This window comes from Saprospiraceae bacterium (assembly GCA_016712145.1).
In the GTDB taxonomy this organism is placed as follows: Bacteria; Bacteroidota; Bacteroidia; order Chitinophagales; family Saprospiraceae; genus Vicinibacter.
In genome coordinates, this window is record JADJRO010000001.1 from 1,857,116 (window position 1) to 1,882,901 (window position 25,786).

The following is a 25,786-nucleotide window of genomic DNA, read 5'->3' on the forward strand; positions in this document are numbered from 1 at the left end:
AATTCGAAATTTAGAACGTTTTGAGATAAGCACATTAATAAATTTTAACACTTGCTCTACCCTTATTTGTCTAATTTTGTAGCTTCCAAAAATAATGGATCATGCGTTATCTAGCTTTTATACTGTGTTTTGTCTATTTTTCAATTGCTGGTTTTAGTCAACCCCTGCAATTTATCGACAAACACGACAGTCTTTCATTTAAAGAAGTCGATGTAGTGACCAACAATAAAGGGGGATGGATGTGTGCGATGTTGCGAGTAGATTCCAGTTTAACAATGACTGAATTTAATCATTGTGGTGAAGTGGTTGGTTGCAATACGCTTCAAATTCCCAATTCTGTTAAAGTCAGCAATGTGCAATTGAATTACCTAAGACAAGATACGTATTTGGTATTAGCAACTGTTGGAACCGGTTTAAATTCCAGAATTCTAAGTTTTATTTATACCAATACCGGTGCAATTCCAGCATCTAAAGTATTTGGAACGGCAACTGGCAATTCGAATTTCCAACCGCTTGTTTCAATTTTTGATCAGGACCATATTTTAATTGCATTTAATTATGGCAACAATCCGGATTCCACCAATGGACGGATTTTTATGATGAATCGCAATTTAGTCAGTCGATGGTCAAAAGACTTGTCCTTAAATACACCGATGCGATGGGTTAAAATGTCGGGGGCAAATGATTTTTATATTGGAGCAGGATCCAATGTTATGAAATTTGATACCAGTGGAAAAAATTTATGGTCAAAAAACATTGCCAACCATCAATTGATGTTTAACAGTGTACTCAGCAATGATACCGCATTGTTTTTTTCAACCGATTTTATAGATACGAGACCTGATACTGCAGCAATCAAACGTCCGCGATACAAGCAAGTGATTGCATTGCATGAAGATGGTAAATTTTTATGGTTTACGGATCGCATTCGTGCATATCGGAATGACACATTTTTAGCTGAATACAACAGCCGTTTATTGTTTGATGGGAGAAGCAACATTGTTTTAAATACAATTGATACCATAAAAGGAGATTCCATTCCATCGATCTTTGCACACAGTTGGAATGGTTTGGGTAAAGCAACCGGATCTAAATATTGGTCTACAACTTCCAAAGTCACTGATTATAAATCTGCCTTGCTAAATGATGGCAATTTTGCAGTCAATATTGCCATGGATCGTGGGATCCTCAATGCTAAAACCAGCATGACCTATGAAACTTGCGAAAATGATACATACAAAGATTCTGTCAGGGCTCCTATTTTAATTCAAAACAATTCTTTGAGCGATTTAACTGATGCTCCTATTTCTACTTTGGATTTTGCCTTGCGCAGTTTGGTAGATACCCTAAAGTTTCCACGCGATTGCGAAATCTTTGATTTAAAAGATGGGGAGGTTCCTACACCGCTTTGCAAAGGGGATTCTGTTTTTTTACAAGGTATTATGTTACCCAATGCAACGTATTCCTGGAGCAATGGTAGTAACCAACCAGGCACCTGGGTAAAAGTAGCCGGTGATTATTTTTTGACTGTAAATTATTGTGGAAAGACTGTAACCATAACTTATAAGGTTTTTTATATCAGTTTTCCAGATCAAATGATTGCCTTACAGCAATGTGATTATCCATACCGATTACTGTCTAATCAAGGAGCTGATGCAACGTACAAATGGCCCAATGGTGAAACCACTCCGTTTTTAGATATTAATGGTCCAGGTACTTACAATGTAACCGTTACCCGCTGCGAAGCACCGTATCAAATTAGTTTTAATGTAACATTAAAAACATTCCGGGATACAACCATTCCATTTATGATTTGCAACTATCCGGATTTTTTATTTCCAAATAAATTTGTCGGACCGGGAGCCCGTTTTGTTTGGGATAATGGAGATACCACCGGGTTTAGAGTCATTAGCGGACCAGGTAAATACACTGCCAATGTGAACTATTGTCAGTCTAATTTTAAAATTACATTTGATGTCGGATTGGATCCGATGCCCAATAAAAATTTTGATTTTAATGTTTGTAAATATCCTTTTCAAATTTATGGATTTACAGGACGGGATGGAGTAAGCTACCGATGGACAGATGGAGATACTTCCAAAGGTGTCCGGACAATAAATAATCCGGGATTATATACTGTTGTAAATTATTATTGCCGGGATTCTTTCCGCTATTCATACAATATCTTTTTGGAAAAATTTAATAATCAATCTACGGTGTTACAAGATTCCTGTGCAATTATTGAAGAAGATAGCATTGCATTGGTACCATTTATTGATTATGCAGATTCGTATGAATGGGAAAATGGCGATACGTCCAGAAATCGAAAAGTCAATCGGATCGGCACCTATCGGGTTACTATGAAATATTGCAATCAAGAATTTGTACATGATTTTGAAGTAAAAGATTTTTCTGAATCCTATTTATTATTTCCAAATGTATTTCCTCCAAATTCAGAAATAAAAATCAATAAGATCTACAAACCAGCTGTAAAATATAATGGAATCATTTCAGATTACCATATTGAAATTTACAATCGCTGGGGACAGAAAATTTTTACCAGCAATAAAATTGATGAAGGCTGGAATGGAGACTACAAAGGTGCACAAGCACCCATAGATACCTATACCTATTATGCAACCATGAAAACAGATTGCGGCTCAGCAAAAGTTTTCGCGGAAGCGTGACCTTGATAAGGTAAAAGTCAAAGGAAAAAATCTATTGCGGAAGAAAGGAGTTTCCTTTTACTCAGCAATTAATAACAAAAATGTCTGATAATCCTCTATTGAACATTGCTCATTGAGCATTGAACATTAAAAATCATGCTTCGAAGAAAAATCTAATGCTCAATATTCAACGCTCAATGAGCAATGAATAATGAATGTCCACTTCATAGGATAATCCCTTATTGCAGCATTGCAAAATTGGAAAATTGGAAAATTATCCTTCGCTTTATATTTTCAAAGACATAATCGTTCCTTCTGAACCACATAGCCAATAGGAACTCCCATCAAAAAAAATATCCTTGACATCAAATACTGGTAAATCATCTAAAACGATCCAGTCATCTCCTGAATTTCTGGTAATTTGTATGAATCCATTTTCACCTGCAATCATTCCTTCACTTGCATCTTTAAAACAAATTGCATGCAATGGCGCTTGCGATCCTATGACCCCACCCTTGCGAATTTTTTCAAATCGAAGGGGATTGATTGAAATTTTATAAACCGTTCCAGCGACCCCTAAAATAAATAAGGATCCCTGAACTGTTTTCGAAAAATCTACAAATTGATCGCCTTGAATATCCAGTGTATCCCACTTTTTACCTCCATTTTTTGAATGCACGACCAAACCATAGCCACCAGCCAACCAATTCAAACTGTCTAAGTAACAAATGGTATTTAGTTCGTGCCGGCTTTCAAATACTGTTTGCGTAGAATCAGCATAAATGGAAAATCGCTCAATACTGCCATTCCCATTTGCGTTGACCGCCATTACAAGTTCATTGCTATATGCAGCAATGGATCTAATAAAGCGAAATGGACCACTATGTTTTAATTTTTGAATGCGGAGTGGACTTTCATTTAAATGATACGCCCACAATTCAATACCCATTCCAATTATTTGACCATTGGGAGTACCGGAAATACAAAATAATTCTTTATCAGAAAGTGAATCTAGTTGCCAATTCTTCCAGGTATCTTTTGTGCTTGCAGCAATTCCTGCAGACCAGGTCGTACCACCTACCACAAACGCTTGATTTAAATCTGTAAACCAAATTCCTGTCAACTCTTTATCGCTAATTTTTATAAAGTCCTGAAAATCCAGGCTCTCATGTTTTGTACATGAATTAAATAGAAAAAATAGCAATGAAATCAAGTTAATACGAAACATCAACATGGCAGCCCATTAAAAAAACACATATACCAGTGAAACTAATAGTTAAACAAAACTACTGCTATTTTTAAATCCAGGACCCTTCAAAAAATCAATTTCAGAAATTGCTATTTTTTTAGAATATTGCAGTCCAATTCAAATTAATAACAAGCTATGGTGATTGATATACTTTGTTTGATAATAGTCGGTTCCAGTTTTTACATGGGCTATTCAAAAGGCATCATTAAATCTGTATTTGGAATTTTGAGTATTCTCTTTGCCGTTTTGTTTACACTTAAATTTTCATTTGTAACCATCAATATTGTTGAACGCATGATGCATACAGATCCAAGATTGAGCATTTTGATTGGATTTGTATTTACCTTTTTAATTGTCATGGTTTGTATCAGATTGGCTGGCAGTGGATTTGAACGAGTGCTCGAAACGGCTCACATCAATTTGATCAACCAATTAGCCGGCGGACTTGCATCAGCACTCATTGCATTGGCTTTGTTTAGTTCTGTTATTTATTTTACCAATAAACTAAGACTTCTGACCGATGAAAATAAATCGACTTCTTTTACCTATCCCTTATTGGAAGCCATGCCCGCCAAATCCCGTTGGGCTATTGATAAATGCAAACCCCTGTTTTCTGAGTTCTGGCAAAAAACTCAGGATGCCTTGAATCAGGTTGAACAATCATTACCCAAAGAAAATCAAAATCCAAAAAAAGAGTTGTAAGCCGGTTTAATGCTCTGTGCGGTTTAATTCTTGCCAAATCTGGTCTTTTAATTCATCTAAACCCTGGCCGGTAACTGATGAAATGAACACATGCGGTATGCCTGATGGAATTTCTTTTTGAATCAGATTCTTCCATTCCGGTTCCACAATATCCATTTTTGTAATCGCTATAAGGCGAGGCTTATCCAACAATTCTGGATTGAATTGTTCCAATTCATTCAATAAAACCTCATAATCTTGTTTGATGTGCTGACTATCGCAGGGTATCATAAACAATAAAACGCTGTTGCGTTCGATATGCCGAATGAATCGCAATCCCAGGCCTTTCCCCTGGTGTGCATTTTCAATGATACCCGGTATATCGGCCATTACAAAAGATTTGCCTTCCCGATACGATACAATGCCAAGATTCGGAACGATGGTTGTAAAGGCATAATCTGCAATCTTAGGTTTGGCTGCGCTTAAAACAGATAATAAGGTCGATTTACCAGCATTTGGGAAGCCTACCAATCCGACATCGGCCAGTAATTTTAATTCCAAAACATACCAGCCTTCCTGAGCGGCTTCTCCAGGTTGTGCATAATCCGGTGCTTGATGTGTAGCCGATTTAAAAAAGGTATTTCCCATGCCACCCCGACCGCCGGGAATCAGCACTTTTTCCTCGTCATGCTCAGTTACTTCCAATAATTTTTCGCCGGTATCGGGATTGATTGCTACGGTACCTAAAGGCACCTCAACGATGGCACTTTCTCCATCTGCACCGGTGCAATTGTTTTCACTGCCATTTACACCGTCTGATGCAAAAATGTGTTTTCTATATTTTAAATGCAATAAGGTCCAGAGTTGAGCATTTCCTTTCAAGACCACATTTCCTCCGCGGCCACCATTCCCACCGTCCGGTCCTCCTTTCGGATTGTGTTTGCTGCGAAAAAAATGAACAGATCCGGCTCCTCCTTTTCCAGATCGAAAAAAGATTTTTACATAATCAACAAAGTTTTGTTCGGCCATTAGGGTTATTTGCAGATTTGATCCAATTCATGGCACAATCTTTCAAAGATCTCATCAATAGTACCCATTCCGTTGATATGTTTTGACTTTCCCGTTTTAGCATAATGTTCAAAAACTATAGAAGTCTCATCTAAATAAACTTGAATCCGTTTTCGAATAATTGCTTCATCATTATCGTCCGTTCTGCCCGATGTTTTTCCTCTGTTTAAAATGCGCTTCACAATTTCATCTTCGGGCACCTGTAAGGATAATAGTAAATCTATAGACTGGTTGGATTCCTCCAATAAGCAATCCAAGGCATCTGCCTGCGGACTGGTGCGTGGGAAGCCATCATAGATAAAGCCACTGACTTTCTGCAATGAGCTCATTTTATTTTTAAGCATCCCTATGGTAATTTCATCTGGAACCAATTGACCCTGGCTCATAAATTCCAATGCTTTGAGGCCCAGAGGGGTTTTATTTGCAGTTTCAGAACGGAACAAATCACCCGTTGAAATATGGTATAAATCGTATTTGTCTGCTAATTTGGCAGCCTGGGTTCCTTTTCCAGAACCCGGAGGTCCAAACAAAATAAATTGAATCATAAAAAATTTTGAGCCGCAAAGATACAATAAGCTCATTTAAGCGAAACAGCGGCCTCATGAAGATAGCTATTTAAACTGCATACTTTATGCATCCGCCTGATCCAATAATCAGATTTAAGTATATTTTCTTCTATAACACCTTTGGAAGATGTACTGTGAATTACCATAAGCCGGTCTTTCTTACTTTCTGTGATGATTCCAACATGTACAATTTTATTCTGATTGCTAAAGAAGACGAGATCTCCTTTTAAGGCTTCCTCTGTCCGGGTAGCTGGTACATTTAAGGCTTGTTCGTGTGCACTTGCTGCCATTTGAATCTGGTATTCATTGAATACAAATCTTACAAATCCACTGCAATCAAATCCCGATTTATCTTTTCCGGCCCTTTTATACTTGCAGCCAATAAACGCTCTGGCATAGGATACCAATTCAGTTCGCAATTGCTCCTCGTTTAAATGCCCTGATTTGTTCAGTCGATATGCTTGTAAAGACGGACGAGCTGGTTGGCAATGAACAAAAAGCAATATAAAGCAGCTCCACACTGCCCATTTTAATAGGATCGGTATTTGGGTCGTAGTTTTCATAAATACCGGAGGTATTCTATGCAAACGCCAAAATACGAATAATTAATATATTACAATAATTTGTAATATATTATTTTAATTCCCTGTTTTGAATTACCTAAACGAACCGGAAATTCCCTCTTTTAAAAATGAAAGCGGTCGGCATCTTTCAAAAATGGATAAGCCCGTTGATAAACCCGTAACTCATGTTGGTTTAATTCAATGGTTTGAATAGCATCTTGGCTACCAAGATCCATAATTTGCCTTCCTTCAAAATCATATACTGCAGAATCTCCTGAATAGAGGATTTGATTAGCGTCCTCTCCAATCCGATTGACTCCTGCTACATAACACTGATTCTCTATGGCACGTGCCGGTAACAGACTTTTCCAGGCAAAACTTCTCTTATTAGGCCAATTGGCTACATAAATCATCAAATCCACTCCTTCCACATTTCGCGACCAAACCGGAAATCGAAGATCATAACAGATAAATAGCGCTATTTTCCAGGATTTGTATTCAAGAATTAATTTTTGGGTACCAGGGTGATAGTGTTTGTGCTCATTGGCCAAACTAAAGAGATGTTTTTTATCATAAATTTTAGGACTTGACATTCCTGGTTCGAGCCAAACCAAGCGGTTGTAATAGTGGCCCAATGCTTCAATTATCAAACTTCCGGTAAGGGCCAGGTCTAATTGATTTGAAAGATTTTGCATCCACGCGATACTTGGTCCAGTCATCGATTCAGCCAATTTTTCTGATTCCATTGAAAAACCTGTCGAAAACATTTCCGGCAATATGATGAGATCTGTTGTTGAAGAATTTAATGCCTCTATTTTTTTTTCAAGATGATGTCTATTGGCAGAAGCATCTTGCCAGATGCAATCTGTTTGACAGAGGCTGATTCTTAAATTGGACATGACAAGGATTTTGTCAAAAATACAAAAGCCGGATCAAGACCCGGCTTTGTTTATATTTCTTTAATTAGATTCCTTATTTCTTAGCTGGACCAGCTGGCTTGGCAGCAGCAGGAGCGGCCGCTTTAGCAGGAGCAGCGGCTTTGGCTGGTGCAGCAGCTTTTGCAGGAGCCGCAGTTTCAGCAGCAGCACTCTTAAGTGCTCTTGGAATTTCAACTCCGACAACCGGTGTACTTCCTGGATTTAAAATTTCAATACCATCTATAGGATTAATGTCTTTTACTCTCATCGTTTGACCCAAATCCAATTTTGTAACATCGAGTGTAACTTCCGGAACAATATTTTCAGATTTAGCTTTCACCAATATGGTACGCATTCTTTGAATCAACTTACCTCCTGATTTTACACCTACAGCAGAACCCATCAACTTTAAAGGCACCTGAACTTTAACAGTAGTTCCCTTCACCAATTTTAAAAAATCAAGGTGAATGATACTATCCGTTACCGGATGCGCCTGTACATCTTTCAAAATACAGCGGTGAACCTGCCCATTTAGATGGATATCAGCTACTTTAAAATCCGGAGTATACAACAAAGGTCTTAACTCCGTTGGATTAGCATTAAAGGTAATATTCTCCCCTTTTGAGTATAAAACACAGGGAATCAAACCTTTATCTCTTTCGCCTTTTGAAGCTGCTTTACCATAAGCGGTTCTCGGACTGGCATTTAAAACTACTGTTTCCATATTCTATACATTAATTTCCTAAAAGGGAGCGCAAAGTTAAGATAAATTCTGCAATTCTACAATGCTACTATGTTCCAATGTTTTTCAATTGGTTCTCTAAAATGGGTTTGCAAACCCATTTTAGAGAGGAGAATAATCCTTGAATCGAATAAAATGGATTTCAAATGTTGTTAATGAATTTATAAATTGAAGGATTGATGTTGCCTCAATTATTAAATTAAAAATAGAATTACATCACTTAAAATCAATAAAATTGTTCTAAAACTTTTTTAAAATCAGCATGATTTACCTAATTTTGACTTACACCCTATGAAGAATCCTATATTAGATTTAAGCTTTGATTTTGCATTAAAAATTGTGGCTTATTGTGAATTGTTGGAAAAGGATAAAAATATATAATTGCAAATCAATTATTAAAATCCGGAACTTCAATTGGAGCCAATGTTCGAGAGGCACAGAACCCACATAGTAGGGCTGATTTTATTTCTAAAATGGTGATCGCGATGAAAGAGGCTGATGAAACATCTTATTGGTTAGCTATTTGTCAATTAAGTACTAATTATCCAGATCCAACCTCATTACAATTTAAGGTCAATGAGCTCATCCGACTGCTTGCCAAAATTATTTCAACTTCTAAACAGCCAAGAAGCAAGACATCAATTAAAGAAACTTAAGCAATTTATTTATAGCATTGCAGTTTACTTTCATTGCAGCATTATACCATTGCAGTATTGCAGCATTTATAAACTATTTATCTACAAACAATGCCTCAATGGATCGATGCTCATGCGTATTTCGAATGGCTTTTGCAAACAACTTTGCTGAACTCAGGACTTTAATTTTCGGACTTAGTTTTTTAAGGGGTATTGAATCGGTGACGATCATTTCATCAATTCGGGATGCTTCGATGGTTTCTATTGCTTTGCCAGATAATACGGCATGGGTACAAATAGATCTGATTTTAACAGCCCCTTTGTCAATCAAAGCTTGCGCAGCTTTTCCAAGCGTGCCGGCGGTATCTACAATATCATCAATGAGGATTACTTCCCGGTCTTTGACGTCGCCTATGACGGTAATTCCTTCGACCTCATTGGCTTTTTTACGGTATTTATCACAAATTACCAGGTCGCGTCCAAAATGTTTGGAATAGGCTCTGGCCCGTTTTACTCCTCCTACATCCGCACATGCAAAAACAACATTATTATTGAGATTGCCTTCCAGATAAGGCATAAAAATGGCTTCGGATTTTAGGTGATCTACCGGAATGTCAAAAAATCCCTGAATCTGATCTGCATGTAAATCCATGGTCATGATGCGGTTGGCTCCGGCCGCTTGTAATAAATTTGCAACCAGTTTGGCAGAGATCGGTACCCGCGGTTTATCCTTCCGATCCTGACGGGCATAACCAAAATAAGGTATAACCGCTGAGATATAATTGGCACTGGCCCGCTTTGCTGCATCAATCATCAACAACAATTCAAATAAATTTTCTGAAGGGGCATGGGTTGATTGGATAAAAAACACAAACATACCCCGTACAGATTCATTAATGACTGGCTGCATTTCCCCATCGCTAAAGCGTTGAAGATCCAATTTACCCAATGAATAGCCGTAATAATCGGCAATACTCTCCGCAAGATAATGGGAAGAAGTACCTGAAAACAATTTAACGTCCTGCATAAAAAATATGAAAACAAAGGCAAAGCTAATACTTTTGCAGTCAAAGCTAAAACCATGCAAAGAATACCGGGTCTCTATGTTGCGAAAGTCCGAAATAAAGGACGGGGAGTATTTAGCGCGGATGATATCAGTTCCGGCTCCATTATTGAGGTCTGTCCTGTAATTCGGATACCACCGGATGAAGTAGACATTATCCACGAAACTGAATTACACGATTATTACTTTGTTTGGGGAGATCACGACGAAGAAGCCGCCATCGCCTTGGGTTACGGTTCTCTATACAATCACTCGTATAAACCCAATGCAGAATATGTGTTTGATGTAGCCAGTGATTCAATAGAAGTATTTGCATTAAAAGATATCCCAGCCGGAAAAGAAATCACCTTCAACTATCATGGCGATCCGGATTGCAAAGATGAATTGTGGTTTGATAAAACAGGTAAGCGGGTGAAGCGGATTAAACCAAATTAAAAATAATAAATTGAAAATTAAAATCCACTGAGATCAACTATATAATTTAATACTTCTTATAAATATTTTTAATAAATAGATTCTCTTATAAAAAACGCAGCCCCAACAAAGTGAATTGCTGAGGCTGTTGTTGAAATTGTGAACGAGATATATCTGTACTACTTCTTAGCAGGTTTTGATTTCTTATTTAATACTTCTTTCTTAATTTCTATACTGGTTGGTCCAGCGATAATTTTAAATTCAGATCGTCTGTTGAACCGGTGTTCTTCTTCTGTACAATCTTCCCCATTGGTACACTGATTTAATATTTTTTCTTCGCCGTATCCTTTGGCTACAATCCGGGCTGAAACAATGCCTTTAGACAATAAAAATTTCTTGGCAGAATTTGCACGGCGCTGCGACAATTTTTCATTATACGCATCATCTCCTCTGGAATCGGTGTGCGAACTCAATTCAATGACCATATCCGGATATTTATCCATTAAGTCCTTCAACACTTTTAAATCTTTCTCTGCATCCGGTAATATTTTATCATCATCAAAATCATAATAAATATTATTCAATCGGATTGGTTCGTTGATGGTAATAATTTCAACATCTGATTCAGGTGGCATTACACGTAAAACGACTTGCTTTTTAATGCTCTGATCTTTTTCAATGCCCACTGTATTGACAGAAAACTCTTCTGGAAAATAACCATCTTTTGTGACAACCACTTTGTATGCTTTGTCTTTATCCAATAGATGAGAAATTTCGTTCGATTCCGAACTGGTTTTAGATTGGGCAGTGCCTTCTTTTCCACCGGTAAATTCGATCAACTGGGCAGTGGCTCCCTTAATCGGTTTTTTCTTCTCATCGATTACCACCGTTGTTAAATCAATAACCAGTTTGCGTTTGCTGATAAAATAAATATCATCACAACAAGTTTTGCTTTTTAATGATTTGGATTGTGCATCTGGCCGATTGGATGTAAGATATGCGCGATCTCCGGAAGGACTTAGTTTGTAAAAAAGATCATCCGTACTGGAATTTACTGGAAGCCCCATGTTTTCCGGTGTTGACCAATCCGATCCATTCCATTTGCTTTTAAAAATATCAAATCCACCCAGACCTGGCCAATAATCTGAACTAAAAAACAAGCTGCCTTCGTGCATAAAAGGGCATATATCATCGCCCGGTGTATTTAAACTGGCCAAACTTACAGGAGCAGAAAATTCGGTATCACTTATTTTATTGGAGTAGTATAAATCAAACCCGCCTTTGCCCCCAGGAATATTTGCTGAAAACACTAAAACTTTGGCTCCATACAGTTCTCCTTCACCAGGATGACGTACCAGATAGTCTCCATTGACGCCTTTTACTTCCAGTGCTGGACTCCAGTCTGTTGCTGTTCGTGTTGAAACATACACTTTGCTTTCTTCCATATGACCCCCATCGGATATCGTACGGGTAAAATACATCGTATTGCCATCTTTTGAAAAACTTACATTGGCGGTATGGTAGCCCACCCGATTGATTAATTCACCTAAAGCAGCCGGTTTATCCCAGCCCTTGCCTTCTGTATAACTGCTGCTATAAACCAATGAAAAATCAGATTCTTCTTTGGGTTCTTCTTTCTTTTCATCTTTACTTTCTTTGCCTTCACCTCCGGATTTTGCATCTTTTGCAGATGCCTTAGCTGTTTTTCCTTCCAATGAACTAAAATACAATACTCCGGTATTATCCGTTACGGGTCCGTTTTGATTTTCAGGCGTGTTGATGACATTTCCTGCGTTTTTAACTTCTAAGCTGAGATCTTCTTTTAGGGTAGCCAATAACTCGATCCCTTTTAATTCATTTTGAGATAACATTTTCAAATTCTCATCTGCACCGGATTCAATATACTTTTTAAATTCTTCCGAAGCCTCCGTATAAGATGCATTCATTTTTAATGCACGACCATAGTGATAACGAGATTCAAAAACTTATTTGTTTTATCACGCGCAAGCACCCGATTATACCAATTACAAGCTTTTGCATAATCTCTTAACACAAAATGGGCATAAGCTATTTTAACTGCGATCTCTTTTTCTTTTGCATTTTTATAAGCTTTCTCATATTGTTCCAATGCCCTGTAATACTGACCTTTCTCAATTTGCTCGTCTCCTGATTTGATTAATGCATCTTTAGTATTTCCGGTTGCAGGTTGTGCATAGGATGGATTGACCGCCCACAACAGACCACAAACAATTAAACTGAAATATATTTTAACTGGATTCATAGGTTTCAATTATAAACTAAATTAAAAACGTGGGCAGAAAACTTTAGGCTTAGGATTTGGCTTTTTAGTAATGTTGCCCGTGTACATAATCCCCAATTCGATAGCACCAAAACCAGATGGATCCTGCGCTTTTGTCAAATCGGAGACCGTTTTATCATAGCCGATTTGTGCTTTAATTTTACCATAGTTCATTCCAGCCATGATTTGGAGTGCATCACCAAACCGATATCCAAGACCGGCATTCAGACGAACTTTCTTTTCAACATTAAATAAATAACTGGCCATACATTGCGCCACCGTTTCATTAAATTTATCCAGATTTCTCAACCAAAACATGGGTGTTAAATCCACTTTTTCATTGAGGTGATATTCTAAAGATCCATGTGCAGACCAAAGCATTTTTAATTTATAAGAACCCGTTCCGCCGGATAAGCTAAAATTAGGTTGTGTAATATGCGCAGACGACAATCCTACTTTAAATAAATGTTTTTTAGCTGAAATGGGTGTTGTAAAAACCAAGCCACCGGAAATATCTTGATAATTTGCTTTACCGGATTGCAATTTAGAATCATCCGGAGAACTGGATGCTCCAGAATCTAATTCATCCAAAAATTTGCTTTTTCTGGATTCTTAGCATTTAAGCTAACTCCTCCAAATTGTGCTCCAATTGCTAAATCCCCTTTTCCAATTCCAAGGTGATAGGCTCCGGATGCTAGAAATCCACCTTTTCCAAGATTAATTTCACCGGTACGATCCTGAAAAAACGAAATCGCCAACGAGGTCCAGTCTTTTGCACGGAATGCAAAGCCAAAATTGACATCCATTCCAAAGAGCGGCGTTCGGTATAAAGAACCCGCACTTCCAATAGAAGCGCCCTGGTCGCGGTAGATGCCACTTAATCTAAACGTTCCAAAAAAACCTCCGGTATTGGCCGGATTTACATGAATAGGGGCAAATTCATACTGCGTAAAGTGCAAATCTTGAGAAAACAGACTTGAACAGAACAGCGAACTTACCAGAAATACAGCCAGATTAAGGTTTTGTTTCATACATCCCAATTGAGGTCGAAATATACTGCAATTTCGCCGTTGGTTTAGAGAGTGAAGAGAAAGAATTCGAAATTTGACAATTCAAGGAAATTACTAAAATTCCTGAAAGGCAAGGTTTAAACCCTGCCTTTCAGGAATTTTAGTAGCTGGACTTAAAATGAATCCGTTTTTAAGAATTGCAATAAATTGGATTGACTCGAATAGGTGGCAGAAATATTTTCTTTTGTAAACACGGTTTTGGTATCTCCATAGGCCATCAATTTTTGATTGATCAAAATGACCCGATCAAAATACATCATTACACTGTCCAGATCATGGTGCACCACTAAGACAGTTTTCCCTTTTGAAACGAGATCTTTTAAAATATCAATGATTTTATTTTCTGTCTTGATATCAACCCCAACAAAAGGTTCATCCATTAAGAGGATCTCAGATTGCTGACATAATGCTCTTGCTAAAAAAACCCGTTGTTGTTGACCACCCGATAACTCTCCGATCTGGCGATCTTTGAGTTTCATGATATCCAGTTGATCCAATGCTTCAAGAATAATGGTTCGGTCAGTTGTATTGAGTCGGTCTAAAAGACGTTTATGTGGAAATCTCCCCATAGAAACAATATCGTAAACAGTTGCAGGAAATTGCCAATCTACCTCATCCCGTTGAGGGACATACGCGATTTTAGTCAGCATGTCTTTTGACACAGAACCTAAGATTTTTATTTCTCCTGCATTCGGTTCGACTTCTTTTAAAATTGACTTAAAAAGAGTTGATTTTCCTGCCCCGTTTGGACCAATTAAACCATAAATAAAACCAGGTTCGATTTTTAAATAAATATTGCTGAGAACCCGCTTGTGTTCGTAGGCAACTGATAAGCCATTGATTTCAATTGAATACATCAGTTCGATCTTTTTTTCAAAACTACAAAAAGTGCCAACGCAATGATTGCAAAGGGTATCAGAAAAAACCAAATGCTGGTTTTTGATTTTTCACCAGACTTATTGAGGTTGGTCGCTACCGGATTCTTACTCAAAGCATCTGCAATGGTATTGGCATTGTTTTTTAATAAATTAATATACGTATTTGCAGGACTATTTTCATCTCCCAGAGAATCTGCAAATAACTTTCCTCCGATGCTGATATTGTTTTCACGACTGATTTGTTCCATTAATTTTGGATTGATGGTACTTTCAATAAAAATTGCAGGAATGTTACGATCTTTAATCAGCTGATTGACCCGCATAAAATCACCGGTTTGAACATCCGCTTCAGTTGAAGTCCCGATAAGAGATTCTACTTGCAATCCATAGCGATTTCCAAAATAATGAAAGGCATCGTGCGAGGTAATTAAAATTCGTTGCTGCGGTGGAATGGAATTTATTTTATCGAGGATGTATTGATGCAATGCTTCCAATTCTTTTTATATGCTTCAAAATTACTTTGATAGTTTGCTGCATGTTCAGGGTCAAATGCAATCAAGGATTTGGCAATGTGTTCGGCATAAATAATTCCATGCAAAGCGTCCATCCAGGCATGTGGATCGGTAGAATTTTTAAAATGTGGATTGGTGATGGGACTTATCCCTTCAGTAATAATTACAGATTTTGCTTTGGTTCCGGAAGAATTAATTAATTTTTGAAGCCAACCTTCAAATGTAAATCCATTAATAAAAATCAGGTCGGCTTCATTGACTTTGCGTACATCATTTGGAGTAGGTTCATACAAATGAGGATCTGATCCAATCGGAACGATTGTTTCTACATCAATGTAGGCGCCTCCAATAACACGCGACATATCAGCCCACATAGAAGCGGTAGCCAGAATTTTTGGTTTTGCATCAAGTGCACTGAAAACGCACAATAAAAAAAGATATATGCTTATTTTTTCATGTTTTAAATTCATTCAAGGTTTTACTAAAATATCCTGGGAAACTTGTTGCGTTATTAAAATTTCATCCCGGTCTTCTACACGAAGTTTGATCGATTGATCGTATTCCTGGATACTTAAAATTTTAAGTTGGGCGCCGGGTTTTAAGTGAATGCTATCCAGGTATTTTAAAAATTCGGAATGGTGTCGTTTTACACCCAACATGGTTAGTTGTTTACCGGATTCTTTGATTGAAGACAAACTAACCTGATTGCGATAGGTAAAATTTCCATTTTCATTGGGAATGGGATCTCCATGGGGATCAAATTTGGGATAATCCAGAAATGCATCCAGGCGCTCAATCAATAACAGAGATTGAATGTGCTCCAATTGTTCGGCAACTTCATGGACCTCATCCCAATTAAATCCCAATTTGTCATGAAGGAACACTTCCCATAAGCGATGCTTCCGCAACAACTTGATGGCCATTTTCTGACCCTCTTTGGTCAAACTAACCCCGTAATATTTTTCATAACTTAAGAGCGATTTGTCTGTTAGTTTCTTAATCATGTCCGTTACTGATGCGCTGGTTGTACCCAACTCATCTGCAATGGCCTTTGTGTTAACTGTTTGATCAGCAGTATTTTGAGTAATTTTATAGATTGCTTTCAGGTAATTTTCTTCAGCCTGGGTAAACATAAAATGAAATTTTAGACAAAACTAAAATAAATATTAAATAAGACCAAATTAATTTTTAAAGATGAATGAAAAATTTGAACTTTTAACTGAATTGATACATAGCCGCCGGGCGATTTTTCCACAGAATTACAAACCGGGCAAGATCTCAGCTGAAATCCTCGAGTCCATTCTTGAAAATGCCCGTTGGGCGCCCAATCACAAGAAAACAGAGCCCTGGCGCTTTGTTCTGATTGAAAATGACTCATTAAAAGATTTGTCTGAATTTCTTTCGAATCGATACAAACTCAATACGAGTGCTGAAAATTTTGATCCGGTAAAATTTAAAAAAGCCGGAGAAAAACCATTGCAATCAGCAGCAGTACTTGCAATATGTATCCAAAGAAGTCCTGCAACCCTAATACCGGAATGGGAAGAAACAGCAGCACTGGCATGTGCAGTTCAAAATATTTGGTTGAGTTGTACCGCATTAGGAATTGGATCTTATTGGAGCAGTCCGGATGCCATCCATCATATGAAGGAATTTCTGAGTTTATCAGAAAATGAATTTTGCCTGGGTTTGTTTTTTATGGGTTGGTCGGATTATGAAGCTCCGGTTCCAAATAGAAAACCGTTGTCAGAAATTTTAAGGAAAATGGGATAAGGATAGAGGTAATGCAGTTTGGTAGGGTATAATGCGGTGAAAGTTTGCGTGTCTTAAAAACTGTTTGGAATCGGAAAAGTATATTTAGAAACTAATTTATCGTATTTTCTGATCCCCTATTTTTTAATCATACCAATAATAAAAAATTTAAACCTCAATATAAAAATAAAGTCCAATGTACTTATCTTCCAATATGAAATGCATCTTCACTTTCCTCCTATTAATTGCTTTAAGGATAAATTCACAGTCATTTTACGCCCCCAATCAAATCCAGGAATTAAAAATATATTTTCCGTATTCCAATTGGGATCAAAAACTGGATTCATTGCGTGCTGCTGATTCAGATGCCCGATTGTTAGCTACAAAAGTCTTACTCAATGGAATTTCCTTTGACAGTGTGGGTATTCGATACAAAGGAAACAGCAGTTACAATCCAACACGTGCTAAAAATCCGTTTAATATTAAATTAGATTATATTCTTGATCAAAAATATGAAGGCTACAATACACTCAAACTTTCCAGCGGATTTATGGATCCTAGTTTTTTAAGAGAAGTATTGGGTTATCAAATTGCACGTCAATATTTGCCTGCGCCTAAAGCTAATTTTATCAATATTTATGTGAATGATGTTTTATTAGGACTCTACACCAATGTCGAAGATGTGGACAATGCCTTTTTATCAAATCATTTCTATTCAACAACAGGTTCATTTTTTCAATGCGACCGGGCTGACAAACAGGTTCAATTGCCTGGCACCTGTCCGCCGGGAATGACCGGATCTGCTTTAAAATATGTTAGTCCTGACTCCGAATGTTATGCAAACAGTTACGAAAAAGAATCTGCCTCCGGTTGGAAAGAATTTATTTCAATGATGCAAGTTCTGGGGCAAAATGTTTCAAACATCGAATCCTTACTGGATGTTGACCGTGCCTTATGGATGCTGGCGCTCAATAATTTTTATGTCAACCTGGATAGCTATTCCGGTTCCGGACACAATTATTTGGTGTATCAAAATGCCATTGGACGTTTTAATACCATTCCCTGGGACTTCAATGAATTTTTTGGCGCATTTACCAATGCCGGTACAGGCACTTCACTTAACGTATTGCAAATGCAACAATTGGATCCTTTGCTTCATCTTACAAATTCAGAAAGACCTTTGATTTCGAAATTATTCTCCATTCCAAAATTTAAGAAACGCTACCTGGCACACTTATACACAATACTCGAAGAAGCAAAAGCAAGCAATGGATACGAATCAGATGGTTTAGCTTACCAAAATTTGATTGCATCGTCTGTTGCAAATGATAAGAATAAGTTTTTTACAGATGCAGCCTTCCGTTCCAATTTGTACTCAGATTATTCAGTAGGTACCGGAATGGCAAAAACTTATCCGGGTTTAATTTCATTGACCAATGCGCGTATCAATTATTTAAATTCTCATGTTGCATTAAACGTTATTAAACCGGTTATTTCAGAAATTTCAAATAGCCCATCGGTTCTTGTATTAAATTCACCAGTGACCATATCAGCAAGAATACAAAACCGCACAGCCGCCTCTCTATTTTACCGCTTTGATAAAACAGAAAAATTTATCGAACTTCCCATGTACGATGATGGTTTGCATTTGGATGGCGCTGCCGGCGATGGTATTTATGCCGCCACCATGAATATTGGAAATCATTTGAATATCCAATATTATTTGTATGCAGAAAATGAATTCATCGCAAGTGTTTCACCGGTTCGTGCAGAATATGAATTTTACAATTTAAACGTTTCGGTAACAAATATTCCAGCTGGTGCTTTGCGTATAAACGAACTTATGGCTTCAAATACAGATTTTGTAGCGGATGAATCTGGTAATTTTGAAGATTGGATTGAATTATACAATGCCACTGATTCAGAAATCAAATGCTTAGGTTTATATTTTTCAGACAATGCAGATAATAAATTAAAATGGGCTTTTCCTGATACCAGCATTCCTGCCAAATCTTATTTGATTATATGGGCAGATGAAGATGGTAAAGATCCCGGACTGCATGCAAATTTTAAATTGGCTAAATCCGGCGAACAAGTTTATATTTCTAATTCCGACAGCAGCCTGGTTGATTCAATTAGTTTCCCGGAAATTCCAGATAATCAGTCGTATGCTTATTGTCCAATTAACTGGATTACAACCAGCCTTCCCAGTTTCAATAAAGAAAATACCTGCGTGGTTTTAACCAAAGATTTAAAATATAACGGATACAGAATTTATCCTAATCCATTTGTTGAATCCATCGTTTTAAAAATAGCGAATGACAAACTTTTTTCATTTCAACTAATCAATTCAGTAGGACAGCATGTTATAAATTCAAATAACGACTTGCAAGGCCAAAGCGAATTTGAATTTTCTACTAATACATTACCAAGTGGTTTGTATTATTTTCATATTCGAATCGGGAATCAACGGTTTACCGAAAAAATAATTAAACTGTAGGATTAAAGCTGAAAAGCTATTAGGCTATTAAGTCTGGAGTTTAATAAAACCTACAGACTTCCTTTCTTTTTACCCATGTGTGAGCAACTCCCCTCACGCCTCGGCGGGACGCCTTCGGCAACTATTGCTTATCATTTGAAATTTTTATTAATTCATTTAAATTTTAACATTGGAAAATTGCAGCATCGCAGCATTGCATTAAAGCAAAGCGGCTCCAATAACCCCGGCACTGTCACCGAGTTTGGGTTTTACAAAGAGTGTTTTCAATTCGTAGTTGAAAATATATTTTCTGACTTCTTCACGGCCCTGGTTATAAAGTATATCTAAATTTCCCAATCCACCGCCAAATACAATAATTTCTGGATCAATGATATTAATTACTACTGCAACTGCTTTGCCAAAATAATAGACGAATCGCTCCATGGTTTCTACTGCAAAATGATCTCCTTGTAGATATCGTGCATAGACTTCTGCCATTTTTATTTTTTCACCACTGAGTTTTTCATAATGTCGTTCACAAGACGGCCCGGAAATAAACGTTTCAACACAGCCTTTTTTGCCGCAATAGCACAAATCACCGCTTTCATCCAACACATTATGACCCCATTCTCCACCGATTCCGTGTTTGCCATGAATTACTTTGCCATTGACCACAATGCCACTTCCAACACCTGTACCCATGATAACACCGAAAACGACTTCCGGATTTTTAACATAATCCGGTACGGCACCCAATTGTGCTTCAGCCATTGCAAAACAGTTTGCGTCGTTTGCCATCGTAACTTTTATACCCAAAAGATTTTCAAGATCTTCTTTCATTGGTCTGCCAATCAAACCAAGCGTATTACTATTTTTAATGAGATGGGTTTCCTGATCTACAATGCCTGGAGTCCCTATACCAAGAAAAGCTGGATATGAATTTGTCTTTTCACCAATTTGTTTAATTAGCTTTTTTATCTGAGATAAGATGTGATCATAACCCTGATCTGCTTCTGTTGGGACACGCAATCTTTCAACCACTTTTAATTCGGGATTTATTTCAATCGCAACCCCTTCAATTTTTGTTCCGCCCAAATCAATTCCCCAAAGTAAATCTGACATGTTTTATAAAATTACTTTTAATACAGAAGGAAGTATTTTTACTTCCAATTCAGAAATTAATCCCCGGTGTTCTCCGTCTATATGATGTTCCTGTTCAACAGGTAGTTTTACAATTAATTCACTGGCACGTATAAAATGACTTAAACTGGATTTTAAAATATTCCGACTGAATACCATGTAAATTAATCCGGGAATTTGCCAGGATTTTGGTTTGCTCATAATTAATACATCCATGATTCCATCACTTACGGATGCTAAAGGAGATACAATGGCATTGTTTCCAAGTTGAGACGAATTTGCAATTTCGATGGACCAAACGTCTTTAAATAATTTGTCATTAAGTACCACATCAAAGCACTTGCTTTCTTTATGCAATCTGAAAGCCAATTTAAAATACGTCGTAAATCCGCGTTTGCCTTTATTTCCAAAATAACGACTGATCAATCCACTAAATCCAATTCCAGTGGTATTGCAGCAATACCGATTGTTTACTTTAATTAGATCAATATGTTTTGGTTTTCCAGTTGTCAATCGAGCGAGTGCTTTTGCCGGACTGGTTGAAATTTTCAGATGCCTTGCCAATCCATTTCCTGAACCAATTGGAATAATGCCGAGCATCAAATTAAATTTATAAACCATTTTAGCAAGCTCGCTGACAGTACCATCGCCTCCAACTGCTACAACACAAACGTTGGTATCTTCTGAATATTGACGTACCAATTCGTCACTATGAGCCGGACTTACCGATTCTACAATGAGAAATAAATCTGCTTTTAAATGTTTTTCAATCATGTACTCCCAATCATAGCGTCTTTGTGCACCAGATTTTGGATTGATGATGAATAGAAATTTTCGGACTTCAAATTGCATAGAGCGTCAAAATTATCTTAAAAAACAAAAGCTGAGGCAACTAATTAATAAACTTACAAAACTCAATTTCAAGATTTTAGGCAGTTTTTAGGTATTTGCTGAAGGACTTAGAAAGACTTCCAAACGAACAATGCAAGTTTTATTTTTTATATGTAATTGAATATCAGCACTTTATTTTTATTTCAAAAAAAATAAAAAAATTGTGCTTAAAATGGAACTATGTTATACATAGTACCTGTTATAATATTAATTTTGCAGTATGAAAATTGAAAATGCCATCGCACAAATGAAAAAAGGAGTTCTGGATCTTTGCATTCTTTCCATTATCAATGAAGAAGAAGCCTATCCTTCTGATATGATTAATCGCTTAAAATCAGCTGATCTGATCGTAGTAGAAGGCACCCTTTACCCAATTTTAAGCAGGTTAAAAAATAGCGGATTGCTGGAATACCATTGGAAAGAATCCAATGCCGGACCACCCAGAAAGTACTTTACCATTACGGAAGAAGGGAAACAAGCATTAAATGTGTTGCTACAAAGCTGGCATCAATTTGTACAAAGTGTCAATCAATCTATTACAATTATAAAAACTGAAAATGAACAAAATACATAACATCAATGTCGGAGGCTTTCCATTTGCTGTCAATGAAGATGCCTATTTCAAATTAGATCAATACCTGGTTCAGCTGGATCGCCATTTTTCAAAATCGGAAGGCCATCATGAAATCATGGGAGATATTGAATCCCGGATTGCAGAGCTTTTTAAAGAATACATGAAAGGCATGTCCATTGTAACCCTTCAGCATGTAGACCAAATGATTCAAGTCATGGGAACCGAAGAACGTTTTGAAGGGCAGCCTGATTATGAAGAACCCCGGACTTCTGCATATGGTGAATACCGTCTTGGTAAACGGCTATTTAGAGATCCATACGATAAAAAAATCTCCGGTGTTTGTTCTGGAATTGCGCATTATATAGGCGTTGATGATCCTGTTTGGGTAAGATTGACCTTTGTTTTATTAGGTTTTGCCGGATTTGGAATTGTGACTTATCTTATCTTGATGCTTATTGTGCCTGAAGCAGTCACCGCAGCGGATCGCCTTGCGATGAAAGGCAAACCCATCAATATTCACAATATTGCAAATAAAGTAGAAGAAGAAATCGATGATTTAACAGATCGTTTTGACGAGTGGCGGGATAAGTGGCGCAAGAAACGGCGTCGCTAACTATCTTTGCTATCCATGCAGTTTATTGAAAATTTTATTAATGGATCGTATTGTGCCCCTGCTGATTCAGCGTATTTAGACAATGTGAATCCGGCTACCGGATTAATCATTTCAAAAATTCCAAGAAGCAATAAAAACGACTTAGACAGAGCCGTCCAGGCAGCAAACGCTGCTTTTCCTACATGGGCTGCATGCCCACAGGAACAGCGCTTTTTAATTCTCAACAAAATTGCTGAAGGCATTGAATCAAATTTAACAGCATTGGCACAGGCTGAAACGAATGATACCGGGAAAGCAATCAGCCATTCATTACAAATAGATATTCCAAGAGCTGCATCCAATTTTAGATTTTTTGCAACGGCTTCCATGCAATTTGCATCTGAAGCTCATGAAATGCCAAATCGGGCTATTAATTATACGCTTAGACAAGCTATTGGCATCGTGGGATGTATTTCCCCCTGGAATTTACCACTCTATCTTTTTACATGGAAAATTGCTCCAGCACTCGCTACCGGAAATTGTGTAATTGCAAAACCCTCTGAATTGAGTCCGACAACTGCTTATCTTTTAGGTAAAATTTGTCAAGAGGCTGGTTTACCGGATGGTGTCTTAAATATAATTCACGGTTATGGCACGGAAGCTGGAGAAGCCATGATTCAACACCCTGAAATAAAAGCAATTTCATTTACCGGTGGAACAAAAACGGGAAACCACATTGCCGCTCAGGTAGCTCCCCGATTTAAAAAATTAAGTCTTGAATTAGGAGGTAAAAATCCTTGTCTGGTCTTTGCTGATTGTGATTATGAACACACCCTGAAGCAAGTCGTCCGTTTGGCATTTTCAAATAACGGACAAATTTGTCTATGTGGCAGTCGGATTTTAATTGAAGAAAGCATTTACGACCGATTTAAAACAGATTTTCTAGGAAAGGTTGATAAAATGTTCCCTTCAGATCCTTTGGAGTCTGATTGTAAAATGGGTTCTCTCATATCCAAGGACCATCTGAATAAAGTTTTAAATTATATTGAATTGGCAAAACAAGAGGGCGGGACCATTCTAACTGGAGGAAATCAAATCAAATTAGCCGGTAGGTGTGAAGGAGGAGCCTTTATAAAACCCTGTGTAATCGAAGGTTTGGGACCTGCTTGTCGAACCAACATGGAAGAAATCTTTGGGCCTGTGGTTACCTTACAATCGTTTAAATCGGATGAAGAAGCTCTGGCGCTTGCAAATGCAAGTGACTACGGATTGGCATCGACTCTTTGGACCACTAATTTGAACCGAGCCCACCGAATGGCCGAACAAATTCATACGGGCATTGTTTGGATTAATTGTTGGCTGTTACGGGATTTACGAACTCCTTTTGGTGGAATGAATGATTCCGGAGTGGGTAGAGAAGGCGGATTTGAAGCGATGCGTTTTTTTACCGAACCTAAAAATGTTTGTATCAATTATAATTCAAACCCCATTTAATGTTTTCAGCTGTTTATCATTTTGGGAGATATATCCAATGGTTGGGACAAGCCTTTCATAAACCGGAACGCTATTCCATGTATTGGAAGGAAACGCTTCGGCAAATGAATAGCATTGGCATCGGCTCTGTTGTCATTGTTGGAATCATTTCAATTTTTATTGGTGCAGTTACGGCTGTTCAATTTGCTTACCAAATGGGTGATTCCCTGATCCCAAGATATTATGTTGGTTACATCGTTCGCGACATGACGATTATTGAATTGGCTCCAACCTTTTCATGTATGCTGTTAGCAGGAAAAGTCGGATCGAATCTTGCAGCTGAACTTGGAGGCATGCGTCAAAAAGAACATATCGACGCAATGGAAATCATGGGGGTAAATACTGCGTCTTATTTATTGCAACCTAAGGTCATCGCTGCATTGATTGTAATCCCAATGTTGGTATGCATTGGCGCTTTTATAAGTATTATAGGTGGTTATCTTGCAGTGGTTCCTACCAATTGGTTTTCTCATGCAGAATATATTCGTGGATTGCGTTCATTTTTTGTGCCCTATAATGTATGGATGATGTTTGTTAAAGCCATTGTCTTTGCATTTATTTTAACAACCGTACCATGCTATCAAGGTTATTTTGTAAAAGGGGGAAGCATTTAATTAGGAGATGCCAGTACCAGAGCGGTTGTATATTCCAATATTCTCATTTTACTTTCAGATTATATCATTGCCATGCTGATGACTTCATGATACGAGCCGAACACATCTTTAAAAATTTTAACGAACAAGTTGTACTCAATGATGTGTCTTGCACATTTGTACAAGGCAAAGCCAATTTGATTATTGGTCGGTCCGGTGCAGGAAAAACGGTCCTGCTAAAAATACTGATCGGACTTATTAAACCCAGTGCTGGAAATGTATTTTATGATCAAATTGATTTTTATTCATTAAACAAACAACAAACTCGTGAATTGCGCATGCAAATTGGCATGTTGTTTCAAGGGTCTGCATTGTTTGATTCTATGAATGTGGAAGATAATATTCGATTTCCATTGGATATGTTTTCCAACATGACGCGTAAAGAAAAAGACAAACGCGTTGACTATTGTCTCGAACGGGTAAACCTTACCGGAAATAATAAAAAATATCCTTCGGAGTTATCCGGAGGCATGCAAAAACGGGTAGGAATTGCACGAGCCATTGTGTTGAAACCAAAATATTTATTTTGCGATGAACCCAATTCAGGATTAGATCCAAAAACATCCCTGGTAATTGATGAATTGATTTATGCAATTACCAAAGAGGAAAATATTATTACCGTAATCAATACCCATGACATGAACAGTGTAATGGAAATAGGTGACAATATTATTTTAATTCATGAAGGTCAATTAGCCTGGACTGGTACAAAGGAAGAAGTATTAAGCAGTAAAAATGAAATTTTACAGGGATTCATTTTTGCCTCTCCATTTTTACAAAGGTTGAAAGCAAAGATGAACATGTAAACCAATAGCCAATTACAAATTTCAATTATTAGGAACCTTGAAG

At 37.4% G+C, this 25,786-nt stretch carries 26 protein-coding genes and 2 pseudogenes; 11 read left to right on the forward strand and 17 right to left on the reverse strand.

Annotated features, from left to right (window positions below):
• The first annotated feature begins 101 nt into the window (after positions 1–101).
• Positions 102–2,687, forward strand: coding sequence for a gliding motility-associated C-terminal domain-containing protein (locus IPK91_07850; GenBank protein MBK8297177.1), 2,586 nt, complete (start codon positions 102–104; stop codon positions 2,685–2,687).
• A gap of 265 nt (positions 2,688–2,952) precedes the next feature.
• On the opposite strand, the gene IPK91_07855 is transcribed toward IPK91_07850, so the two are convergent.
• Entirely contained in the window at positions 2,953–3,894 is a 942-nt protein-coding gene (locus tag IPK91_07855) for a hypothetical protein (protein ID MBK8297178.1), read from the reverse strand.
• 156 nt (positions 3,895–4,050) lie between these two features.
• Here IPK91_07855 and IPK91_07860 point away from each other — a divergent pair, with 156 nt between their 5' ends.
• Positions 4,051–4,617 (forward strand): CvpA family protein, encoded by a 567-nt coding sequence (locus tag IPK91_07860; protein ID MBK8297179.1) that lies wholly within the window; start codon positions 4,051–4,053, stop codon positions 4,615–4,617.
• Positions 4,618–4,623: 6 nt separating this feature from the next.
• On the opposite strand, the gene obgE is transcribed toward IPK91_07860, so the two are convergent.
• From obgE to IPK91_07885, 5 genes are all read right to left on the reverse strand, one after another.
• A complete protein-coding gene (obgE, locus tag IPK91_07865; GenBank protein MBK8297180.1) occupies positions 4,624–5,625 on the reverse strand; it encodes a GTPase ObgE in 1,002 nt (333 codons plus the stop codon).
• Positions 5,626–5,630: 5 nt separating this feature from the next.
• Positions 5,631–6,209, reverse strand: a complete 579-nt coding sequence (locus IPK91_07870; protein MBK8297181.1) for an adenylate kinase — start codon at positions 6,207–6,209, stop codon at positions 5,631–5,633.
• 32 nt (positions 6,210–6,241) lie between these two features.
• Positions 6,242–6,793, reverse strand: a complete 552-nt coding sequence (locus IPK91_07875; GenBank protein ID MBK8297182.1) for a DUF1287 domain-containing protein — start codon at positions 6,791–6,793, stop codon at positions 6,242–6,244.
• A 122-nt stretch (positions 6,794–6,915) separates the two neighbouring features.
• Positions 6,916–7,692 (reverse strand): amidohydrolase, encoded by a 777-nt coding sequence (locus IPK91_07880; GenBank protein MBK8297183.1) that lies wholly within the window; start codon positions 7,690–7,692, stop codon positions 6,916–6,918.
• A 73-nt stretch (positions 7,693–7,765) separates the two neighbouring features.
• A complete protein-coding gene (locus IPK91_07885) occupies positions 7,766–8,434 on the reverse strand; it encodes a 50S ribosomal protein L25 (protein MBK8297184.1) in 669 nt (222 codons plus the stop codon).
• Positions 8,435–8,743: 309 nt separating this feature from the next.
• Here IPK91_07885 and IPK91_07890 point away from each other — a divergent pair.
• A pseudogene (locus IPK91_07890) lies at positions 8,744–9,108 on the forward strand (four helix bundle protein).
• Positions 9,109–9,181: 73 nt separating this feature from the next.
• On the opposite strand, the gene IPK91_07895 reads toward IPK91_07890, so the two are convergent.
• Complete coding sequence (locus IPK91_07895; GenBank protein MBK8297185.1) at positions 9,182–10,114, reverse strand: ribose-phosphate pyrophosphokinase; 933 nt, start codon at positions 10,112–10,114, stop codon at positions 9,182–9,184.
• Between the two features lie 54 nt (positions 10,115–10,168).
• On the opposite strand from IPK91_07895, the gene IPK91_07900 reads away from it, so the two are divergent.
• Positions 10,169–10,585 carry an SET domain-containing protein-lysine N-methyltransferase gene (locus IPK91_07900; protein MBK8297186.1) on the forward strand — a complete coding sequence of 139 codons (417 nt, stop codon included), beginning with the start codon at positions 10,169–10,171 and terminating at the stop codon, positions 10,583–10,585.
• 158 nt (positions 10,586–10,743) lie between these two features.
• Here IPK91_07900 and IPK91_07905 read toward each other — a convergent pair whose 3' ends face one another.
• The 8 genes from IPK91_07905 to IPK91_07940 form a co-directional block, all read right to left on the reverse strand.
• Positions 10,744–12,510 (reverse strand): OmpA family protein, encoded by a 1,767-nt coding sequence (locus tag IPK91_07905; protein MBK8297187.1) that lies wholly within the window; start codon positions 12,508–12,510, stop codon positions 10,744–10,746.
• Positions 12,511–12,512: 2 nt separating this feature from the next.
• Positions 12,513–12,845 (reverse strand): hypothetical protein, encoded by a 333-nt coding sequence (locus IPK91_07910; protein ID MBK8297188.1) that lies wholly within the window; start codon positions 12,843–12,845, stop codon positions 12,513–12,515.
• A 21-nt stretch (positions 12,846–12,866) separates the two neighbouring features.
• Complete coding sequence (locus IPK91_07915; GenBank protein MBK8297189.1) at positions 12,867–13,454, reverse strand: type IX secretion system membrane protein PorP/SprF; 588 nt, start codon at positions 13,452–13,454, stop codon at positions 12,867–12,869.
• Positions 13,442–13,894, reverse strand: a complete 453-nt coding sequence (locus IPK91_07920; GenBank protein ID MBK8297190.1) for a type IX secretion system membrane protein PorP/SprF — start codon at positions 13,892–13,894, stop codon at positions 13,442–13,444. The genes IPK91_07915 and IPK91_07920 overlap by 13 nt, the downstream gene beginning before the upstream one ends.
• Positions 13,895–14,046: 152 nt before the next feature.
• Entirely contained in the window at positions 14,047–14,790 is a 744-nt protein-coding gene (locus tag IPK91_07925; GenBank protein ID MBK8297191.1) for a metal ABC transporter ATP-binding protein, read from the reverse strand.
• Positions 14,790–15,305, reverse strand: a complete 516-nt coding sequence (locus IPK91_07930; protein MBK8297192.1) for a zinc ABC transporter substrate-binding protein — start codon at positions 15,303–15,305, stop codon at positions 14,790–14,792. Before IPK91_07930 ends, IPK91_07925 begins: the two co-directional genes overlap by 1 nt.
• Positions 15,269–15,793, reverse strand: coding sequence for a zinc ABC transporter substrate-binding protein (locus IPK91_07935; protein MBK8297193.1), 525 nt, complete (start codon positions 15,791–15,793; stop codon positions 15,269–15,271). The genes IPK91_07930 and IPK91_07935 overlap by 37 nt, the downstream gene beginning before the upstream one ends.
• A complete protein-coding gene (locus tag IPK91_07940) occupies positions 15,794–16,456 on the reverse strand; it encodes a metal-dependent transcriptional regulator (GenBank protein ID MBK8297194.1) in 663 nt (220 codons plus the stop codon). It lies immediately after the preceding gene.
• Positions 16,457–16,517: 61 nt separating this feature from the next.
• On the opposite strand from IPK91_07940, the gene IPK91_07945 reads away from it, so the two are divergent.
• Both IPK91_07945 and IPK91_07950 read left to right on the forward strand, forming a co-directional pair.
• Positions 16,518–17,096, forward strand: a complete 579-nt coding sequence (locus tag IPK91_07945) for a nitroreductase (protein MBK8297195.1) — start codon at positions 16,518–16,520, stop codon at positions 17,094–17,096.
• Positions 17,097–17,271: 175 nt separating this feature from the next.
• Positions 17,272–19,575: a CotH kinase family protein gene (locus IPK91_07950; GenBank protein ID MBK8297196.1), complete on the forward strand. Its 2,304-nt coding sequence runs from the start codon at positions 17,272–17,274 to the stop codon at positions 19,573–19,575.
• A 198-nt stretch (positions 19,576–19,773) separates the two neighbouring features.
• Here the strand turns inward: IPK91_07950 and IPK91_07955 are convergent, their stop codons facing one another.
• Both IPK91_07955 and IPK91_07960 read right to left on the reverse strand, forming a co-directional pair.
• Complete coding sequence (locus IPK91_07955; GenBank protein ID MBK8297197.1) at positions 19,774–20,676, reverse strand: ROK family protein; 903 nt, start codon at positions 20,674–20,676, stop codon at positions 19,774–19,776.
• 3 nt (positions 20,677–20,679) lie between these two features.
• A complete protein-coding gene (locus tag IPK91_07960) occupies positions 20,680–21,546 on the reverse strand; it encodes a hypothetical protein (protein ID MBK8297198.1) in 867 nt (288 codons plus the stop codon).
• A 259-nt stretch (positions 21,547–21,805) separates the two neighbouring features.
• On the opposite strand from IPK91_07960, the gene IPK91_07965 reads away from it, so the two are divergent.
• The 5 genes and pseudogenes from IPK91_07965 (at position 21,806) to IPK91_07985 (ending at position 25,743) form a co-directional block, all read left to right on the forward strand.
• Positions 21,806–22,159 carry a PadR family transcriptional regulator gene (locus tag IPK91_07965; protein ID MBK8297199.1) on the forward strand — a complete coding sequence of 118 codons (354 nt, stop codon included), beginning with the start codon at positions 21,806–21,808 and terminating at the stop codon, positions 22,157–22,159.
• Positions 22,143–22,772 (forward strand): PspC domain-containing protein, encoded by a 630-nt coding sequence (locus tag IPK91_07970; GenBank protein ID MBK8297200.1) that lies wholly within the window; start codon positions 22,143–22,145, stop codon positions 22,770–22,772. The genes IPK91_07965 and IPK91_07970 overlap by 17 nt, the downstream gene beginning before the upstream one ends.
• A gap of 15 nt (positions 22,773–22,787) precedes the next feature.
• Positions 22,788–24,245: an aldehyde dehydrogenase gene (locus IPK91_07975; protein ID MBK8297201.1), complete on the forward strand. Its 1,458-nt coding sequence runs from the start codon at positions 22,788–22,790 to the stop codon at positions 24,243–24,245.
• A pseudogene (locus IPK91_07980) lies at positions 24,245–24,988 on the forward strand (ABC transporter permease). The gene IPK91_07975 and the pseudogene IPK91_07980 overlap by 1 nt, the downstream one beginning before the upstream one ends.
• Positions 24,985–25,743: an ATP-binding cassette domain-containing protein gene (locus IPK91_07985; protein ID MBK8297202.1), complete on the forward strand. Its 759-nt coding sequence runs from the start codon at positions 24,985–24,987 to the stop codon at positions 25,741–25,743. The pseudogene IPK91_07980 and the gene IPK91_07985 overlap by 4 nt, the downstream one beginning before the upstream one ends.
• Positions 25,744–25,786: the final 43 nt, after the last annotated feature.

Bases quoted from the DNA above. Each gene is read 5' to 3' on its own strand.
- IPK91_07850 (MBK8297177.1), top strand. From the start codon at position 102: ATGCGTTATCTAGCTTTTATACTGTGTTTTGTCTATTTTTCAATTGCT.
- IPK91_07855 (MBK8297178.1), bottom strand. From the start codon at position 3,894: ATGTTTCGTATTAACTTGATTTCATTGCTATTTTTTCTATTTAATTCA.
- IPK91_07860 (MBK8297179.1), top strand. From the start codon at position 4,051: ATGGTGATTGATATACTTTGTTTGATAATAGTCGGTTCCAGTTTTTAC.
- obgE (MBK8297180.1), bottom strand. From the start codon at position 5,625: ATGGCCGAACAAAACTTTGTTGATTATGTAAAAATCTTTTTTCGATCT.
- IPK91_07870 (MBK8297181.1), bottom strand. From the start codon at position 6,209: ATGATTCAATTTATTTTGTTTGGACCTCCGGGTTCTGGAAAAGGAACC.
- IPK91_07875 (MBK8297182.1), bottom strand. From the start codon at position 6,793: ATGAAAACTACGACCCAAATACCGATCCTATTAAAATGGGCAGTGTGG.
- IPK91_07880 (MBK8297183.1), bottom strand. From the start codon at position 7,692: ATGTCCAATTTAAGAATCAGCCTCTGTCAAACAGATTGCATCTGGCAA.
- IPK91_07885 (MBK8297184.1), bottom strand. From the start codon at position 8,434: ATGGAAACAGTAGTTTTAAATGCCAGTCCGAGAACCGCTTATGGTAAA.
- IPK91_07895 (MBK8297185.1), bottom strand. From the start codon at position 10,114: ATGCAGGACGTTAAATTGTTTTCAGGTACTTCTTCCCATTATCTTGCG.
- IPK91_07900 (MBK8297186.1), top strand. From the start codon at position 10,169: ATGCAAAGAATACCGGGTCTCTATGTTGCGAAAGTCCGAAATAAAGGA.
- IPK91_07905 (MBK8297187.1), bottom strand. From the start codon at position 12,510: ATGAATGCATCTTATACGGAGGCTTCGGAAGAATTTAAAAAGTATATT.
- IPK91_07910 (MBK8297188.1), bottom strand. From the start codon at position 12,845: ATGAATCCAGTTAAAATATATTTCAGTTTAATTGTTTGTGGTCTGTTG.
- IPK91_07920 (MBK8297190.1), bottom strand. From the start codon at position 13,894: ATGAAACAAAACCTTAATCTGGCTGTATTTCTGGTAAGTTCGCTGTTC.
- IPK91_07925 (MBK8297191.1), bottom strand. From the start codon at position 14,790: ATGTATTCAATTGAAATCAATGGCTTATCAGTTGCCTACGAACACAAG.
- IPK91_07935 (MBK8297193.1), bottom strand. From the start codon at position 15,793: ATGAATTTAAAACATGAAAAAATAAGCATATATCTTTTTTTATTGTGC.
- IPK91_07940 (MBK8297194.1), bottom strand. From the start codon at position 16,456: ATGTTTACCCAGGCTGAAGAAAATTACCTGAAAGCAATCTATAAAATT.
- IPK91_07945 (MBK8297195.1), top strand. From the start codon at position 16,518: ATGAATGAAAAATTTGAACTTTTAACTGAATTGATACATAGCCGCCGG.
- IPK91_07950 (MBK8297196.1), top strand. From the start codon at position 17,272: ATGTACTTATCTTCCAATATGAAATGCATCTTCACTTTCCTCCTATTA.
- IPK91_07955 (MBK8297197.1), bottom strand. From the start codon at position 20,676: ATGTCAGATTTACTTTGGGGAATTGATTTGGGCGGAACAAAAATTGAA.
- IPK91_07960 (MBK8297198.1), bottom strand. From the start codon at position 21,546: ATGCAATTTGAAGTCCGAAAATTTCTATTCATCATCAATCCAAAATCT.
- IPK91_07965 (MBK8297199.1), top strand. From the start codon at position 21,806: ATGAAAATTGAAAATGCCATCGCACAAATGAAAAAAGGAGTTCTGGAT.
- IPK91_07970 (MBK8297200.1), top strand. From the start codon at position 22,143: ATGAACAAAATACATAACATCAATGTCGGAGGCTTTCCATTTGCTGTC.
- IPK91_07975 (MBK8297201.1), top strand. From the start codon at position 22,788: ATGCAGTTTATTGAAAATTTTATTAATGGATCGTATTGTGCCCCTGCT.
- IPK91_07985 (MBK8297202.1), top strand. From the start codon at position 24,985: ATGATACGAGCCGAACACATCTTTAAAAATTTTAACGAACAAGTTGTA.